Raw genomic sequence first — 17,248 nt, forward strand, 5'->3', positions numbered from 1 at the left:
TTCATTTGGGGGCTTAACTATGACTTCATCAAATCTCACTCCTGAAGTTGAAGCGGTGTTTCGCAAAATTTCTACAAAGCTGGCGGCCGGTAAGGTCCCCACAAAAACAATCGAGTCTCTGAGTAAGGAAATTCATTCTTCAAAATCTGAGGTGATTGGGATCGATATTTGCCAAATGGGAATTTGCATCGATGTTGAACTAGAGCAATCTATTGATGAGATTGACCTGAAAAATGTACTGAAGCCATTTTCCGGAGAGATTCAAAATATAGAAATTTTCCCCCTCGGGATTACTCTTCCTGAGCGTCTACGAGTGCGAATTACAAAGTCCATCGAAAACCTCTAGATGACATTGGTACGATCAAAAATTATACATATACACCCAACAAGAATGTGTAATTTCCGTTGTAGTCATTGTTACTCCCAGTCAGGGCCCCTTCAAGAATCCTTTTTACCTGCAAATACAATTTTGCAATTCACAAGCAAGTTGAAGGCACTGGGTTATACTAGGATTAGTATATCGGGTGGTGAACCCTCTGTATATCCGGAAATCGAAAGGCTGTGCAAAGGGTTGAAGGACCAATCCTATGGGATTTCTGTGATCTCTAATGGTTGGCAGACACGCCGACTTTTGGCTTTAGTCAAACTCGGGCTGATTGATGAAATATCAGTTAGTTTTGATGGGCTTCCCGTCCAGCATGATAAAATAAGGGGACGACTAGGTTCATTTAAACGAGCTATTCTGGCGGTGTCTGAATATTTGGATGTTAAGACAATAGTCGGCGCCGTTGTATCCGTCAGCGGCAACAATCTTCAGCATATTCCCAATCTTGTTGATGTTCTTGCAGCGACTGATCTTGATAGAATTCAGCTACATCCTTTAGCATTGACTGGACGGGCCGCATCGGGCCAGTCTGGCCTACGAGATCTCGATGGGCATCAGTTGCTTGCGCTCTTAATCAACGTTCGCATCTTCCAGGAATTGTATCCTAACGTAAGTTTTCATTGTGACGCCGTTGCGTCGGAGCAATTGGCTCATTTATCACTCCCAAAAAAGGGCGACTTGATATCTCCTTTGGTAATCACTGAAACCGGAAATCTGTTGCCAATCTCTTATGACCTGGATTCCCGATTCAGTTTGGGTAATATCTGCCAGCACTCCAATCAATTTAGCTTTAGCCGATGGCATATTGAGCGAATAGAAACGGCTCGTGGAAGATGTCAAAAAGCGCCAGCATCAACTTATTACGCTGAATTGACTAGCGCTTTCAATGAGTTAGGGAATGAAGAAATTGGAGTGATAGCCTGATGTTTGGTTGGGGTACGTCTGCATGAGCCAAGCACTAGAAAAATTTAGTGTCGAGGAATTGCGTACAATTCTTGATGCAAGGCGATATAATAGGAAATTTGATGATCCCGTAGATTGGTCGATTGAAAAAGATCAAGACCACAGTAGTGGCGTGTTTTGCGGTATTGAAGATACTGTATTCACAAGCCTTCCCATTGGCCAAGATGATATGCCCGGCATATCAACGGAGGTAATTTTCAGTCATCTCCACAAACGTCAGAAAGCCCTGTATGGAGAAGATGATCGCACCGAAATTGTCGATGTGATATCTGAAGTTCATCGAGAAGCAGCAAGATCTGTCGCTGCAGTTATTAAACAAAACGACATTGTTGCCATCAGTGATACCCAATCCTCTATCGGTTCTACTAGTCTGGGCGTAAAACGCGCTCTTGCGGGCAAACCGCTGTGCAGCCGTGAACCGTTTAAAGAGCAACCTTCAAGTGCCATTGGGACAGCTTTTCTGGTTGAACCAAATGTCGTTGCAACCGCTCACCACTGCATAAATGAACAAAACATCGAGAGTGTAAGGTTGATTTTCAATTTTGAAATTGATTCCTCTGGGCTCGCGCCAAGTCTTGTCGATGCGGAGAACATTTATGCGGCCACCGAATTCATGGCTGGGGATTATGTTGAAATGGGAGCTGACTGGTCACTAATTAAACTCGACCGACCAGTGGAAGGTCGGATCCCTTTGACGCTTCGCAAAAATGGGCGAGTACCTGATAGTACACCACTTTACGTGATCGGTCATCCGCTGGGGCTTCCCAAAAAATTCGCTGGGAATGCGCAGGTCCGTATCAATGATCAAGATGATTTCTTCGTTGCCAATTTAGATACATTTGGTGGCAATTCGGGCTCTCCCGTTTTCAATGCACAAACGAACGACGTCGAAGGGATCTTGGTTCGAGGTGAAACGGATTTTGCTCCTCAAGGGGATTGTTTTGCATCGTTAGTGTGCCCCGTTGGCGGTTGTCGGGGCGAAGATTGCAACCGCATTGAGCCAATTGCTCGAATTATCAACAATTAATGAAACAAATGGAATATTGGGAATGGAAAAAGTAACTTACATCACGAGTATCCCTGGAAAATATGAGTATTTCTCGCTCGAAGCAGCGACCGGTCAACTTGAATTCGATGTTACTGGTGATTTTCAAATACTTGCAATTCGCCGGTCAGATGGAAAACCCGAGCGGCTTCCTAAAAAACAGAAAATTGATGTAAATTTGTACTTTGCCACAGATTTCGTAGTTCAAACAAAATTAGGTCAGCCGACGGTTGCCGAAATTGAATTTTCTCACATAGCAGGGGCTAACGATCATTCATTTAAACTCAAGGTTATCGTTGCCACTCTAATGCTGGATTGCGATGCGGACCGAGATGGAACGGTAGGGCTAAATGAGGAGGGTAAGGCTAATTGGACCTGGGGCGAAGAAGGTCGCGGCGCTATGGTTCTGGTCGATAATGATCGGGATCCACTAGTTGGCGGGTCAAACTATTTAGACGAACGTGAGCCAATTGAAATTAGGTCACTGGGCATCAAATCGCTACCTCAAGGAGTTGAGCTCCAACTTAGCACGGCTGCTGAAGGCGCTATGAAATTCTCTATTTTTCGGAAGGATGGAGTTGGAGTTCAAAAGGTTATCGGTCGGGCACCAAACGAACCAATTCAAGATACACTCACTACTGGAATAGTAAGCTATAGCGGAGAAAAATTGTATATCGCTGCACATGAGTATCCAGGTCCATATTTTGAGGGACTGATATTGCTCAATCTCGAACTAGTTGACCTTAACAGTGGCAGTAGAGTGGTTCTTGCCCAAGATCGGATAATGATGCGTGTTGCGCCATGGATTATGACACCGAACACTCAACCAGCGGTAAAAATCTATACAACTGAGATAACGAAAAATGGAGATAATTCGAAATTCCTGAAGGGGTTGAAATCTGCTGTAGCGGCAGAGGGATTAGTTTTGGAAGTGATTCAAGAGAAAGATCATCGCGGTGATCGTTGGATTCAAGATGAGATCGAGATCGGTTACACTGAAAATCATCGAGGAAGCTTGCCCGTTGTTTTTGATAGTCCGAGAGATCGTGGACTAGATGACTACCCTGAAATGAAAATGCTTGGCCCAGATTTCGGCCACTTTGTCGTGGGCGGAGGGGTTGAAAATTCCCTGGATTCTTTCGGAAACTTAGAAGTTTCTCCCCCAGTGGTTGTTGCCGGGGAGGTTTTTCCGCTGGGTAGAGTTATTGTGGGTGGTCGAAAAGATGCAGATTTTTCCCACTCTTCTAGGCAGATGATGGCTGAAATTCGGCAGTTTCTTTATGCGCAGAAAGTACAGTTTCCCTTTGAATTGTTTACTGATTGGTTGCAAGTTGCCCATGTGGATGAGATTGTCTGTTTTGTTGAGAACGAAACTGCGGCTCAGGGGTTCAAGACGCTTGTAGCTAGTCCCCGAAAAACCCTCTCCATACTCGAGGATCTTTCAACAAATGGCTATGGAAGCGAGATTCTTTTTGCCGGAAAAAAGAGAGAAAGTGTTACCGGGCACACTGCTGAAGTATCCGTTGATCAACTACTTGCGGATAAAGAGTTTTGGAAAGCAAATGAGGTTTTCCAAGGCTACATGGATGACAATGTTGCAATTCTCCAGAAAGAACTCGGTCTTGCTGAAGCCGATATTGTAGAGATTCCCGTTTGCTTCCAAGATTTGCGGGATGACCAGAACAATCTAAGAAGAACTTTGGCTTTTTTCCCAGATATGGTTAACCATTTGGTACACAAGGACCTGAGTATTGTACCAAAACCATATGGTCCAATAATTGATGGCAAGTGTGCATTTGAAGAGGCATTCGAAGATGCACTACCGGATCGTCGCATGATCTTCATCGACGATTGGTACTCTTACCATGAAAAAAGTGGAGAGGTGCATTGCGGCACTAATGCGCTCAGGAAGCCATTTGCCGTATCAAAATGGTGGAAATTGAAGCCAGAAGGTGGATATGACATCAAAACTACTGGGATATAAAAAGGCGAGAAAGTGATCGCAGATTTCAAGTTGCAAACTTTTTCTAATAAGCGATTGGAGTTCATCTATGTCTGAACCAAAAGAAATTTCCAATGGAGCCTCTTCCCGATTTTTAGAACCGCGCACTCAAACAGATTCATGGGTAACTGAAAAGACATTGCGTGACCGGGCTATCACATTCTCTCTATTGCCTGAAAAATCAATAGAGAAACTTGAAAAGCCTTCTTTGATTTCGAGCGCACATGGAAAGATTACGGGCATTTTGATGACACCTCCTTGGTGGTTGTTCATTGAAAAGGGGGATTTTGACCCAATAGATTTTGCCGATACTGAAATTGCAAAAATAAAAATTGAGCGCGACACTCTATTTAGTATCATTAAGGATCTACCTTCAGGGACGGAGATAACATTTCTGACAACGGAAAATGTGATGAACTCGGGAACTCTAGTTTTTTCGCCGGTCAAAAGGCTCGAAGCCATTTTAAAGCAAGTAGGTCGCAAAGATTCTTCCAAGATCATTTCCGCACCAGACGGCTTAAAACACTCTGTCTGGGCTGAAGACGCCTACGCCATGTCAAATGATCTAAGTGATTCCGAAACCTTTTTTGTAGAGCCAGCGTCTTTTAGGCGCGGAGATGACGCTCTGATAGCAGATCTCGTCGCTTCTAAGAGCTCAATCATACAAAGTCAGACCAATCTATATTTTCAAGGCGGAAATATTCTTATTGGTGATGATTTCTGGTTCATCGGAACTGACTATCCGAAAAACTCTTTAACATTAGGCTATGTCAAACCTCAAAATGGTGAAACTGAAGTTGAAGCGGTCACGCGAGCGTATTCAGATGCACTCGACCACGATCGAAAGTTTATTCAAATTGGTTCTCGTCTTCCTGTTCCAAGTGAAATTGAACAGCGATTCATTCTCCATGGTGAGGTATGGTCTGAAAAATTATATCGGGCAAATAAAACTGGAACGGCGCAACCTCTATTTCACATTGATATGTTTCTAACTCTAGGGGGCCGCGATGACGACGGGCGCTATCGAGTGTTTGTTGGCGATCCTGATATGGCTGCTGGTATTTTGGGAGAACAGACCAGTCGATATGCTATGGCGTCGATCTTCTCAGATATAGCAGATCAGCTTGAAGCCATGGATTTCAAGGTTGTTCGAAATCCTCTACCCCTTACGTATATTGACGACCCGTCAGAAAAACATCGGTCTTGGTATTTTGCCACATCGAACAATGCACTGGTTGAAATCGATGATCAGAACAAAACGGTTTGGTTGCCTACTTACGGACATAGAATTTGGCCAGAGTTGAAGAAGACTGACGATGCAAATAAGGAAATCTGGAAAAGCGAAGGGTTTAAGGTAATTCAGCTCGGTGATTTTCATCCCTATGCTGAAAATCTCGGTGCAGCGCATTGTATAACCAAATATATTGACAGAACCCGTTAGTTAAGCGCGCGGCTGACAACCTTTCATTGCATAGAAGAGAATTTCTGAAGCACGGGAGGTAGATTTTCCGTAATTTGCGTTAGTATTCGCTTTGTTTGCTGCTTCTCATGCAATGAAATTCACTTTATGTATGGTTTGAAGGCGGGACTTAAATTTTGACCCGCCCCCCAATCCAAGCTAGTGCTTCGCTCAATCCATCACTATATTTTATCGTCCACCCTATTAATGAGTTGACTAGATAAACAATTCAGAAGCGGGGAGACTATCATCAGCTTTACGAGGGGGAACTACAAAAAATCCCGCGGCGCGCACTCTGAGTAGATTGGCCATTCCCGGGAGTTGATTGTTTGGATCGCCTCCGAAATTCACACGACCTAACCAGCCTGGAATTTTGAGCATTCCCAAAATTCGTTCAGGCGTATCTTGAAAGCTGATGAAGTTGAGCCCAAGTTGCGGGCAACCTTTTGCGTCAATACCTTCTAAGAATTCATATCCTTGGCGATAAACCAATCTAGACTCTGGATCTGCCGGTGTCGAACGGCCTTGGTTGGCCCTATGGATGTGAGAAGATCGAAGTGTTGCATCAAAGGCAGGGCGGGGCGCAAAACGAAATCGTTCATTTTGGCCATCTTCGACCGTCCCACCGGCATTCGCTGGACAACCGCTTATAGGCTGGATTCCGCCATTTGCATCGGCAACTAAGGGGCATCCCGAAACCATATCTCGTCCAACTAGTTGCTCTTTTTGTGATCTTGAGAGTTTTTGCCAGCTAGAAATATCGACGGCGATCCGCATGTAACAAAGGTACGTTCCATTTTCTTTCCAGTTATCCGGCGCGTCTCCTGACCTCTCCTTTATCTCTATGGCTCCAAGGCGTTGCTCGGAACGCAGATTTGAAGTGCCATCGAAAAAATCAATCCAGCTTCTGCGATCTTCGCGGCCAAATCCATTGAAGCTAGCATTCAATCGCAGTGGCGCGGGCTTATTGAAACTATCTTGAAAACGATCAATTGCTTTCCATGTCTCTACCACCGCTCGTCGAACTGACAGAGCAGTCTCACCGGTGAATTGGATCGCTAAATCACAATCAGCAGGATTCTCTGCTACATCCGAATCAAAACTTAAGCCTGCCCCTAACGAGATCGGGCCTCCTCCACCAACTCTCGGCTTGCGAAAAGGGCGCAACTCCGAAGGTCGAATCGAGTCTTTAGAGAGCGAGTCGAAAAATCTGCTGCCAAAGCCAATAAGAACGGTTAACCCACTAGGGTCAACGGTTGTCCCAGGCAAATCATGGACTTGTCCAGTCTTTAATTCGGTGAGCGTTTCCCAGATTTTCTCGAGACAGGCTTGAACATCAAGGGTCTGTGGTGAACCAACGACATTCAAAAACACAACGGAAAAATGCGGGGGGGGCGATTCCCCACTCCTGAAGTGAATTCCCTCCTGTATCTGATCACTCATTCTAAATCTCGTCCTCGCGTGCCTCCTCATACTCGTCGCGGAGTCTAGTTAGCTTTCGACAAATCGGGGCCTTCGCACAATCGTAGTCCTCGTCTAGAGCTTCTACCTCAAACCGCTCATACTCGTCATCGGTTACGTCAGATTGAGACCCGATCCTGAGCCATGGGCCTACTTCTATTCTTTGAGCAATTTCGAAGCCCCCTTGTACAGGAAGCTCGTCATCGCCGACCGTAATCTCGTCAAGAAAATGTGGTGAGTCATCAGGTGGCCCGAATTCAAGTCGCTGATAAAGCTGATCGCCGGAGCCGCGCGAGAATCTTATCCAATCACTTGGCAAAGTATTTCCTTGGAAAAGAAAATCTGCGTCAGCAAACGACATGATATACATTCCTAGTGGATTAGCGAACCCTAGTTTACGGCCTTCAAACGCCTGTTTTGCTGCTTTCGTTGCAGCTTCTGGATCAGCGTGTCTACAGGCAAGTTGAATTGGCGGTAACTCTTCTCCTTCGAAATATGTCTTGCTGAAAATTTCATCCTTTGTCGCTGGGACCCAATCTGAACCGTCCTTTCGTGCGTATGGATGGGCCCCGTAAAGGACGATGTACAGCAGGTCATCCAACCCATTAATCCGATGAGTCATGAATAGTGCGTTTAAGTTGTTTAACTCGCCGATCGGATGAATTGGAACGCCTGCTTCCATTAGGTCCCTGTCACCCCCACCGCCAGAGACCCAAGTGGCAAACAGAATGAGGCGCTGATTTTCCGTCAATTCGCTCGGATCTTCAACGCCGGGCCCATACAACTCCGTCCAATCCACGTCGCGCCCAAGAACATCATAACAGGCACACTTCAAGCGATCCGGTGCGTAAGTCGCGAGCGTCATCCAGTATTCACGCAATTCTGTTGTAAAGACCACACGTTTGGCTCTAGGAGGTTGGCCTTCCTCTTTATGAAAGATAATCCGATACTCACAGTATTCATTGTGGGTCTCGCGTCTTCCTTTGGAAGAGAGCGCGCTATGTACAGGGTGCCCAGACTTTATTCGCCAATTCGATAACTCGCGGGCCGCCTCAATACCAAAACAAAAATTTGGCTCGGCCGGATCCGCCGCCCAGCGTACATCTGGAGTATCATTCCCGTCTGATATTTTCGTGCTGTCGATGGCAAAGAACCTGCTATGGTAGTCCGACAGATCTTCAAATTCATTGACAATCCGTCTGTTCCAAATCGCTTTCAATTCCTCGCTGTCGAAATCGTCAACACCGCCAGGGGCATCGTATTCAGTAATTGGGCTATCGTCTTCGGCGGATGTCAAATTTGATGACATCGACTTATTTTTTAAACCCAGCACCTGCGCACTAAGCGGTTTTGTTCTATCAATATCTCGAAACGCCATATTTCCCCCCTTTACCTTATTCAATTTGACTCATTTTTTTTCATTAATTTATCATGAACATAAAAAAGACAATTGTGAAGCTTGATTCAACACAAATATTGAATTTTAATGTTCTAAGAAAAATTACTAAATTCCTTGGAGAATGCTAATGGGCCTAGAAGAAAAAACAATTCCTTGGTACGAAAATATTGATGGAACTCTTCAATACTCAAGGCGCGGCCCAGAAGTTCATTTATCTGTTGTCGAATTGCCTTGGGCTATACTGACTGAAAAATCAGCAGTAGAACTTAAGGGGTTTCAAAAACTCAAGAAACTTTCTCTTAAAGGTCGACATTTCGCGATGCGGCAAATCAAAGTCGGTGACCTTGATTTGCTATCAGGAACTAGTGAACTTGAATCACTTTCTTTTAATGGTGCTTCGCTAGACGCAGACTTGTTAAGTAGTATATTTTTGAACTTGACAAATCTGGAAGAGATTGATGTCCGCGGTTTGGCGATAACTCCGCAAGTTCTTTCAACAATTGTCACTTCGTGTCCACATCTTAGGGGGCTCTCGGTAGGTTGGGCCAAAGAGGGCAATGACCATTCATTCGCACCATACGATCTTGGTGCTGCAGTTCTGGCAGAAACTTCGCATCTTGAAAATCTGTCTGCCTTATCGGTGCGCGGCCTATCGATTGCAGATGCTGACATTGAAGTACAACACAGTTTCTCTCGGTTAAGGGATATCGATGTAGCTGATACGAATATTACTTCAGCCGGACTGAATGCCCTAGGAATGCACGGTGGTCTGGAACGGATTGTTATGGACAATTGTCCCATCGACGACGATTGTGCACCAACTCTTGAAGCAAATTCAGATCTGCATACGCTGAGCGCAGAGGGTAGCCGCATATCTGATCCGACGCTAGGCGTCCTAAGTAATCTATCTAGGCTGGCCTACCTGAACGTCTCTTCGACTCCTGTTACAGATGTGGGATTGGCGCAACTTGCAGGACTCCCAAATTTGCGCGTCCTAAAGGCTGCAGGTGTCGAGTTCTCTGCATCAGCAGTTGCAGATTGCGTCATTCAAACTCCTTCACTCCGGTCACTCTACATGGGTAAAAAGGTTTTTTCTGCAGCGGATCTGCCGAATTTGGAGACACTAGATGAGTTGGAACTAGGGGTCTATCCCGACCAATCCGTGCTAAATACTCTAGCGACCCTTGATGCCCAAATAGATCTAACGATGTTCGGATCCCCCGCAGGCAATTTTAAAATGCCACCTCGCCTGAGAGAACTTCGACTCGACACACAAATGAGTCGAGATATCATTCGTTCGATTGCACCACTTAGATACCTTAGAAGTTTGTCGTTTAGGGGAAACGCTCAGTTTCTCGCGGAACTCAATGATGGTGATCTACCTGGCTTAAGGAATTTGCTTTCACCAAGTTCTAATCTAGACGATACGACACTTGCCCGCCTTGCACAGCTCCCCAGCCTAGAGTCGCTCTACATTTCCGACAACCCCATATCGGAAGCTGGCATAACGACACTAGTGGGCAATCCATATCTCCATACTTTGGAACTGAGAGCTATCTCCCTCAGCACGAATATAATTGAGAAGTTACTAACGCTCCCCTCGTTGCACTGCCTTGACATACCAGGTACCGGCCTTCCGCCGAGTTCGGTAGCACAACTTGGCGCTGCGCCAACACTGCAGTCGCTAGCCATTGATCAAAGTCAGTTGGCAAAAGAGGCAGTTGAAGGCCTAGCATCGTTGCCGACTTTGATGGAGTTATACTTGTACGGCGATGGCTATACCAAAGAGTCCCTCAAGCTTCTGAAGCACTTACCTTTTCTCAATGAGATTGTCTTGGTCGACAGAACCCAGCCAATTGCAGTTGACGAGGTATCTGCTTTCTTTGATATTCAACACTTGCGGCATATTAATGGACCAATTGAACCGGAAGCGCGGAAGGCGCTCGCAAAGGAACGCCCGGAAATCTATGTAAATGGATTGTCCTCCAGGCCTGCAGGAAACAAAAGCGGACGAAATTCATTGGCAACTTTTTGAATCCATCGTTTCGACGCCATTTCGCCATCTATTTCCTCGAAGCCGATTTCGAACCGTTTCGACTACCACTATTTGCAGGTTGAAAAAGTAACCACCCATATAGGGTGGTTATAAGTTCATTTTTGATTAGTTCTTCCTTTTGATTCATGCCACCATCTTGGCTCCCACCACTTGAATAGAATCGTCATAGACGAAGCAATTTGGTTTGCTGCAGCGTCCTCCAAACTCGGCATTGTGAACTTTCAATCCAATACAAAAGTTTTTCAGCGAATATTTTTCATAAACATATTCCAGCAATACCGCCGCTGGATCAGCGATTGTTTTCGCTGCAAACCTGTTAAACTCAGACTGATTGCACGGATCTACGGGACAAAAGATCGTGAACCCTAATGGTTGACCGAAAGAGCGGACTTGATATCGACTTTCATCGGAACGAATTTCAAGTTCAATGTACATGGATACAAATTTCCTGACTTCTGATTGCAATTGTACTGCCAATACTTTGATCGAAGGTAATATTTGATGGTCGAATATTTTGCCAAAATTCATGATTTTTCTCCGTCAAACTCTTTACCACCAATTGATAAAGAGTTTTTCGGAGAAAAATCATACATTTCAACATCTTAAACTATAGCATCTTTGGGACTTATTACAAAACTCAGGTCATCTGCGAAGATGTAGATTCTGGTTTTAATGTTGCACAATCGCACTAACGTAAACTCATTGGTTCAGCCGACTTGATTGCAGTCTCCATCTAGTTTTGAACTTGAGATCAAATGGAAGCGATCATAGTCAGGTCCGTATATGCACGGCACTTGCGGTTTGTCTGGAAAATGTTCATTTGTAAATATCGAAACTTTATCCCTAATTTGTGTAAACAATTCAAGCACACTCAATTGTTGTTTGTTTTTTAATGAGTCTAGCACCGCATCCCAAAAAAATATGGAAAAGATACTCCCTTTTGTTGTTTTAACGTTGCTTAACTCCAAAGCGCTTTGGCCGTGTGAGCAAGCAGTTATAATTATCAGATTGTCTTTCACCGTAAATCCGGTTCGAGGCATTAAATTTAACTTATTTTGCTGAATGCCTGCTTCCGGTGCAATTCGACACGCATCTATCAATATAAGGCTCCAAGGGTATTTCTCGGAATAGGTGTCTACCACTGTTTGTATCGATATACTGGAATCAGATGGAATTTCTGGTCTATAATCTGTCGGGCAAAAAGAAAAAACACCCTCCGTATCGATGCCATGGCCTGAAAAGTAAAAAATTCCTGGAACATGCGCTTTGCCAGTGCTGCCAAGTTTTTGCAGTCCAGACAATATGTTATTGCGACTAGGGCGAATATCGGAATCTCGAACATCAGATATTAGATATTGAATATTTGAATCAAGATACTGTCTGGAATTTTGAGCGAATTTTACTGCGTCCTCAGCAGCAAACATAAGAGATGTATCCATATTCTGGCTGCCATCAGATGAAAAATACGAGTCTATCCCTACTGCAAAAACTTCCGGCCCATCTTTCATTCTCTGGATTCACGAATTTTGAAATATTCATTCTTTTTCATACTACAGCGAAATAGTTCATTGAATTCAGAATCGTCGAGCCTTAGGCCTTTTTGAAGTTTCCGTTGAATTCGAGGTGGGAGGTCTCCAGAACCTTTGTTAACCGAAAGAGGCGGAAAAAGTTTGATCCCTTTCGGATCTATCAAAAATCCTCGAATATGATGTGTTGCGTTGCTGCGTTTTAGACCCAATTTTTCTAATGCAGAGACAGCTTGTTTCTTAGAAAATACCTTTCTAGCCATGTGAAAAAATGCTTTGCAAATAGCTTTGAAATTTTGTCAAATCTCTTGATAGATTTACGTCTGATATTTCTTGTGCCAATTCCAAATTATATTCTGCAAGGCTTTCGCACAAATTTTCTAAAGCCTCCGTGACTGAGTCTCCATAGGCATATACAAGTGGCGAAGCATAGAGCTCAGCTATAGCTGTTTGTTCATTTTGTTCCACAATGACAGGGACCGGAACTCGAAAGCCTAGTTCATGTGCTTTTGGATGCTCTGTTTGGATCACTCTAATGTGTCTGTTCGAATCAAGATGATCTCCACCAGCTTCCCCAATAGTTGCGTCATGAACTGCAAGAAGAGCCTGCTCGAGTACCGCGGGTATCGGCAACAAACTGATTAGTTGTTGGAAATCAGTATCATTTATAAGATACTTCCTTTTTATTTCTTGAAGTTTCGTAGAAATTAGAGTTGCCTTGTTGGATTCAAACTCGGCGATTGCAGAACCAATTTTGTCTAAATTATCTTCGATACGTTTTGCAGGAACCGCTGAACCTTTCTCAAAATAAAAATCAAAATTGGGAAATTTTCTGCTATGAGCCGACAGACTGATCGTCGGAATCTTGGGGTCCATTCGTTTAATTGTCGACGCGACCTCAGAGCCTGACACATCAGTTCTTGATCGACGAAGTCGAAGATCTATGACCGCAGCAGACAAATGAGCACATCGTTTTTTAAACAGTTCTAGCGCTGATTCTTTGTCGACTGCAGTTACGACTTTGAAGCCTTCTTCTTCAAGAATTCCCTTTGTTGCTTCTCGCGATCGCTTTTCGTCTTCGACAAGTAATATCTCTCCGCTCACAAATCTTTACCCCGAGTTCTTACCTATTTTTTATTTATGTCAGTTATAGGAATTTTTATTTCGAATCCCATCGAATTCCGCCATTCGGTAACGTTGATAGAACCTTTATGCAATCTTTGAATGACCTCTCGAACCATCGGAAGGCCGTAGCCTGTTCCTGTTTTCTTACTTGTTTTACCAGGCATCCATATGTCCTGTACGGTTTTTATGCCTCCCTTTCCCAACTTCAATCCAGTCCCGTTGTCTGAATAATTTGCTACCACATAGTCTCCCTGGATCTTGCATGTGAAATGAATTTCATGAGATTTACTACTGTTTTTCACACTAGAAAAAGCCTGCAATGAATTTAGAATCAGATTCAGAAATGCATAGACAATAGAAGTTTTCTGCATCCGAACTTCAGGAGTCTGTTGAAGCGTCCGCTTAATTTGAACGCCACTTTCTTTGAAGGATTCCCATTCACTAACAATTGAAACCGCGTCGTCAAAGGCTTCAACAAGCTTTGCAGTTTCCATCTCGTCGGGATAAATTGTCTTCAGATTGCCCATATTTTCTATGGCATGTGAAGTTTCATCGAACCCTATTCGGACTTTTTTGACGAGTTGTTGAGAATGCGCATCAAATTTTTCAGACTTTTTTTCTAGCGTTTTAAAAGGCATTCTCGCAGCATGGAGTGAATTTCTGGCAGCATGTCTAAATCCATGTATCAAATCCAAATTGATGTTCTCAACATATTCCCGGAGTTTTATATCTCTCAGTCGTGAGGCCTCTTCACCGGCCTTATAGTTTCCAATTGCTGCGCCTATATGGTTCCCAACGCTAATCATTGCCGTTTCTTCTAAATCCGAGAAATGCTCCTGATGGTCATAAGCAAAACTTATAAAGCCAAATGTCTCAGTTCCAAAGAAAAGGGGGGCAGTGTAGGTCGATTGAAAATCTGAAAATCCTACCAAACGCTGAATTTCAGAGAATAGTTTCGGATCCTGAGAAGTTGACAAACTAACAATTTTCTCGATGGGTACTTTATTATTGGCATTGATTGTTTTCCGAAAATGCGAATGCAATTTACTTCCATTTTTTATCGGCTGCAAAAGCTCACTATCGTCTAAAATGCCTTTGCGATCATAAACGCCGATACATTCGTATGAACCGTCGTCGCTGATTTCCCTTATGACTACATACCGGCTGTCCATAGCGTCGCACGTTTGCTCGCAAAGTCGAGCACAGTAATCCTCAAATGATTGATCGTTGGAAATCGGTTGTGCGATCCGGTCGAGTAGCTTACCCACCCACTTTGCTTCGCGGAAATTATGAGCTGCGCAAAGAGTCCAATACAAAATTGAAATCCAATTCTCAGGTATACATTTGGACGAAACGACTCTCATATTAAACTGGCGCGATGGTGACTCAACCGCAATGCTCTTATCACTTGAATCGGACTGAATGATTTTCTTCGCTTGAACCGCATCAAGGTTGGAAGAAAAATTGAGAATTTTCGATTGGTCAAAATGATTGTCGTGTCTGTACAGGACTACCCCTTCGATATTATTATTTCCAACGATTGAGTCCAGTAACTGGGAAATTCTAGGTGGAGAATTTCCAGTTCCGAATATTGCTTCGAACGGAGCGACCTTGAAGACTTCCTCTAGCATCAGCCTTCTTGATCCAGAAACATAGTGATTTGATCGGCTAGTATTTTTTTGTCTGCTAAATCAAGTTCGGACCTTTTTATCCCGGAATCATCATGCAAGATTACGATGATATTTTCGGAAGCATTTTTGGGTTGCAGTTTCCCCCAAATCCAATTCGCTAATATACCCGATAAAGTACCTAAAACTATGCCGTTTGTGGAAATGGTAAATGCAAGTTCGCACATAGTTGCGGTATCAGACTTAACTTTTGCTATGCCATGGTTTTCGAATTCAAGTTCTTCGATGTGACGGACATCATTTATCGCCCTTAGCGATTGTTCCTTAGGTGACAAGAATGAAACTCTCATAGTTTTTAACCCAGTATCCAAAAAAGTTATTCGATAAATACTATAATCGTAGAGATAACACGAGTCGCATTTTCTTTATAGCTCTTTCATTTTCGGAGTGCTCACAAATAACAATAGCAAAGTCGCAAATGCGACTATTGGCTGTATAAGTTCCGTGATCGCTATTTCGACCTCTTTGTATACCAATGTCGGAATTTCAGTTGCATGAGTTATTCCCTAGACCAAAAAGGAAGCCCAGTCACTTATCAAGACACGCCGTTTCTCTAATCGATCCGATCGTTGATAAGCTCCTATGACGCCGGAATCGACAGAGTGTCCCAAAGCAGTCTCTTTAACCTCAAATGGCGTGTCCGTTTGCTCTTCCACCCAAGTCCGAAATGTCGCCCTAAATCCATGCGGACGCGCTACATAGCCCTCACGCTTCATAAAAAGCGACATTGCCATATCTGACATAGGTTTACCACGCATGGCGTTGAACAGATGTTGATTGTCCGATTGTTCACGAGCGGTCTTAACAACAGCAAGCGCTTCCTCGGTCAAAGGAATGCGGTGTTTCTGACCGGTCTTTGTTCTCTCGCCTGACAGTTTCCACACATCGCCTTCAATCTCATCGAACGTAGCAAGTCGAACTTCGGTCGTTCGCGCTACCGTCAAGATAAGAAAACGCAATGCCAGCGGAACTGCGCCTGACCGCGTTTTGAGCCACTGATAAAATTTCGGCGCGTCTTGGTAGGGCATTGATGGAATATGCTGCACTTTGTGAGCTTGCTTCCCTAACAGGGCCCGTGCTTTCATCGTTGCCTGCATATCGACATCTAGCCCAAGTGCCGCAGAGTACTGGATAACCTGTCCGATATGGCCAAGCGCTTTGCGCGCGGTTTCTGCTTTTTCATGCCAGATGGGTTGCAAAGTCTTCTTGATCATATGCTGGTCAACATCTTCCACCGGCCTATCGCCGATGGTGGGCAGAACATGATGATTGAGCAGCCCCATCCAGCGCTTCACAGCGTTCTTGTTTTTGAGACCAGCCTTCTTTGCTTCAAAACAGCCTTGTGCTGCTTCGGCGAGTGTCACAGCCAATGGTTTTTCACGTTCCTTTTTTCGTTCTTCGATTGGATCAAGGCCATCACGAACAACGCGCCTAGCTTTTGCGGCCCGTTCGCGTGCTTCCGCAATGGAAACATCGGGCCAGCGCCCGAGACCCATTTCCCGGCGCTTGCCTCTGATAACAATCCGCAATTGCCATTTGCCTGCATCCCTTGATCTTTTGACAAGCCACAATCCTTGGCCGTCGGCATATTTGCCTTCGCCTAAATTTTTGGCGCGCATCTGGGTCAGGGTGTTATAAAGCATCAGCCCACCTTTTGGTACATTGGGACTCGAACTAGCAGCTACCCTAATAGCTCACCTTTCGACGTGTGAAAAGGTGAAAATCTATGATTCGACATGTTCAACCGAAATTCGCATAGCTAGTTGAAATATAAGGTATATATTGCGTTATGTTCAGTTATGGAAAAGTGCTGCCATGAATCTTCTGGCACCAGCAATTGGTTTTTGATCCTTAAATAATTGAAAAATAACGCTTAAATAGAAAATCTGTTAACGTTATCTCCAAATGGTCACTTTTAGGGATTCAAGCTTTTCAATAAGCTACCGAAATTAAACAGTTATTTATGGTGCGGATGAATCTGGCCCACCTTCTTAGGTGTGGTTGCAGCAATACGGGCTCGATCTTTTTGTTCTTTGTAAGCGCACAAACGAAGATTACACTCTATCGATAGTCCGCAGGATGGCTCTCGATCCTGTCAGCTTGCAAAGGAATCCAATTTACATCCAAAATGGATATAAA

General features: G+C 44.2%; 14 protein-coding genes. 6 read left to right on the plus strand and 8 right to left on the minus strand.

Annotated elements, in window-relative coordinates; all coding sequences use genetic code 11:
- The first annotated feature begins 19 nt into the window (after window positions 1-19).
- From DG177_RS13280 to DG177_RS13300, 5 genes are all read left to right on the plus strand, one after another.
- A complete protein-coding gene (locus DG177_RS13280; protein WP_108811912.1) occupies window positions 20-346 on the plus strand; it encodes a hypothetical protein in 327 nt (108 codons plus the stop codon).
- A gap of 45 nt (window positions 347-391) precedes the next feature.
- A complete protein-coding gene (locus tag DG177_RS13285) occupies window positions 392-1,309 on the plus strand; it encodes a radical SAM protein (RefSeq protein ID WP_337659036.1) in 918 nt (305 codons plus the stop codon).
- 22 nt (window positions 1,310-1,331) lie between these two features.
- Window positions 1,332-2,375 (plus strand): trypsin-like peptidase domain-containing protein, encoded by a 1,044-nt coding sequence (locus tag DG177_RS13290; RefSeq protein WP_108811914.1) that lies wholly within the window; start codon window positions 1,332-1,334, stop codon window positions 2,373-2,375.
- Window positions 2,376-2,397: 22 nt separating this feature from the next.
- On the plus strand, window positions 2,398-4,377 hold the full coding sequence (locus DG177_RS13295) for a protein-arginine deiminase family protein (protein WP_108811915.1): 1,980 nt from the start codon (window positions 2,398-2,400) through the stop codon (window positions 4,375-4,377).
- A 67-nt stretch (window positions 4,378-4,444) separates the two neighbouring features.
- Window positions 4,445-5,836 (plus strand): hypothetical protein, encoded by a 1,392-nt coding sequence (locus tag DG177_RS13300; RefSeq protein WP_108811916.1) that lies wholly within the window; start codon window positions 4,445-4,447, stop codon window positions 5,834-5,836.
- A gap of 234 nt (window positions 5,837-6,070) precedes the next feature.
- Here DG177_RS13300 and DG177_RS13305 read toward each other — a convergent pair whose 3' ends face one another.
- Window positions 6,071-7,297, minus strand: a complete 1,227-nt coding sequence (locus tag DG177_RS13305; protein WP_337658833.1) for a Dyp-type peroxidase — start codon at window positions 7,295-7,297, stop codon at window positions 6,071-6,073.
- 1 nt (window position 7,298) lies between these two features.
- Window positions 7,299-8,693 carry a hypothetical protein gene (locus DG177_RS13310; protein WP_108811918.1) on the minus strand — a complete coding sequence of 465 codons (1,395 nt, stop codon included), beginning with the start codon at window positions 8,691-8,693 and terminating at the stop codon, window positions 7,299-7,301.
- 148 nt (window positions 8,694-8,841) lie between these two features.
- On the opposite strand from DG177_RS13310, the gene DG177_RS13315 reads away from it, so the two are divergent.
- Window positions 8,842-10,749, plus strand: coding sequence for a hypothetical protein (locus tag DG177_RS13315; RefSeq protein WP_337658834.1), 1,908 nt, complete (start codon window positions 8,842-8,844; stop codon window positions 10,747-10,749).
- A gap of 144 nt (window positions 10,750-10,893) precedes the next feature.
- Here DG177_RS13315 and DG177_RS13320 read toward each other — a convergent pair whose 3' ends face one another.
- From DG177_RS13320 to DG177_RS13350, 6 genes are all read right to left on the minus strand, one after another.
- Window positions 10,894-11,298, minus strand: a complete 405-nt coding sequence (locus DG177_RS13320) for a hypothetical protein (RefSeq protein ID WP_108811920.1) — start codon at window positions 11,296-11,298, stop codon at window positions 10,894-10,896.
- A 179-nt stretch (window positions 11,299-11,477) separates the two neighbouring features.
- Window positions 11,478-12,278 carry a caspase family protein gene (locus tag DG177_RS13325; protein WP_108811921.1) on the minus strand — a complete coding sequence of 267 codons (801 nt, stop codon included), beginning with the start codon at window positions 12,276-12,278 and terminating at the stop codon, window positions 11,478-11,480.
- 273 nt (window positions 12,279-12,551) lie between these two features.
- Window positions 12,552-13,400 (minus strand): response regulator, encoded by an 849-nt coding sequence (locus tag DG177_RS13335; protein ID WP_108811923.1) that lies wholly within the window; start codon window positions 13,398-13,400, stop codon window positions 12,552-12,554.
- Between the two features lie 23 nt (window positions 13,401-13,423).
- A complete protein-coding gene (locus DG177_RS13340; protein WP_108811924.1) occupies window positions 13,424-15,052 on the minus strand; it encodes an ATP-binding protein in 1,629 nt (542 codons plus the stop codon).
- Complete coding sequence (locus DG177_RS13345) at window positions 15,052-15,399, minus strand: hypothetical protein (protein ID WP_108811925.1); 348 nt, start codon at window positions 15,397-15,399, stop codon at window positions 15,052-15,054. The genes DG177_RS13340 and DG177_RS13345 overlap by 1 nt, the downstream gene beginning before the upstream one ends.
- A gap of 216 nt (window positions 15,400-15,615) precedes the next feature.
- Window positions 15,616-16,752, minus strand: coding sequence for an integrase arm-type DNA-binding domain-containing protein (locus tag DG177_RS13350; protein ID WP_108811926.1), 1,137 nt, complete (start codon window positions 16,750-16,752; stop codon window positions 15,616-15,618).
- Between the last annotated feature and the right edge of the window lie 496 nt (window positions 16,753-17,248).

This window comes from Sphingorhabdus sp. Alg231-15 (assembly GCF_900149705.1).
Classification (GTDB): domain Bacteria; phylum Pseudomonadota; class Alphaproteobacteria; order Sphingomonadales; family Sphingomonadaceae; genus Parasphingorhabdus.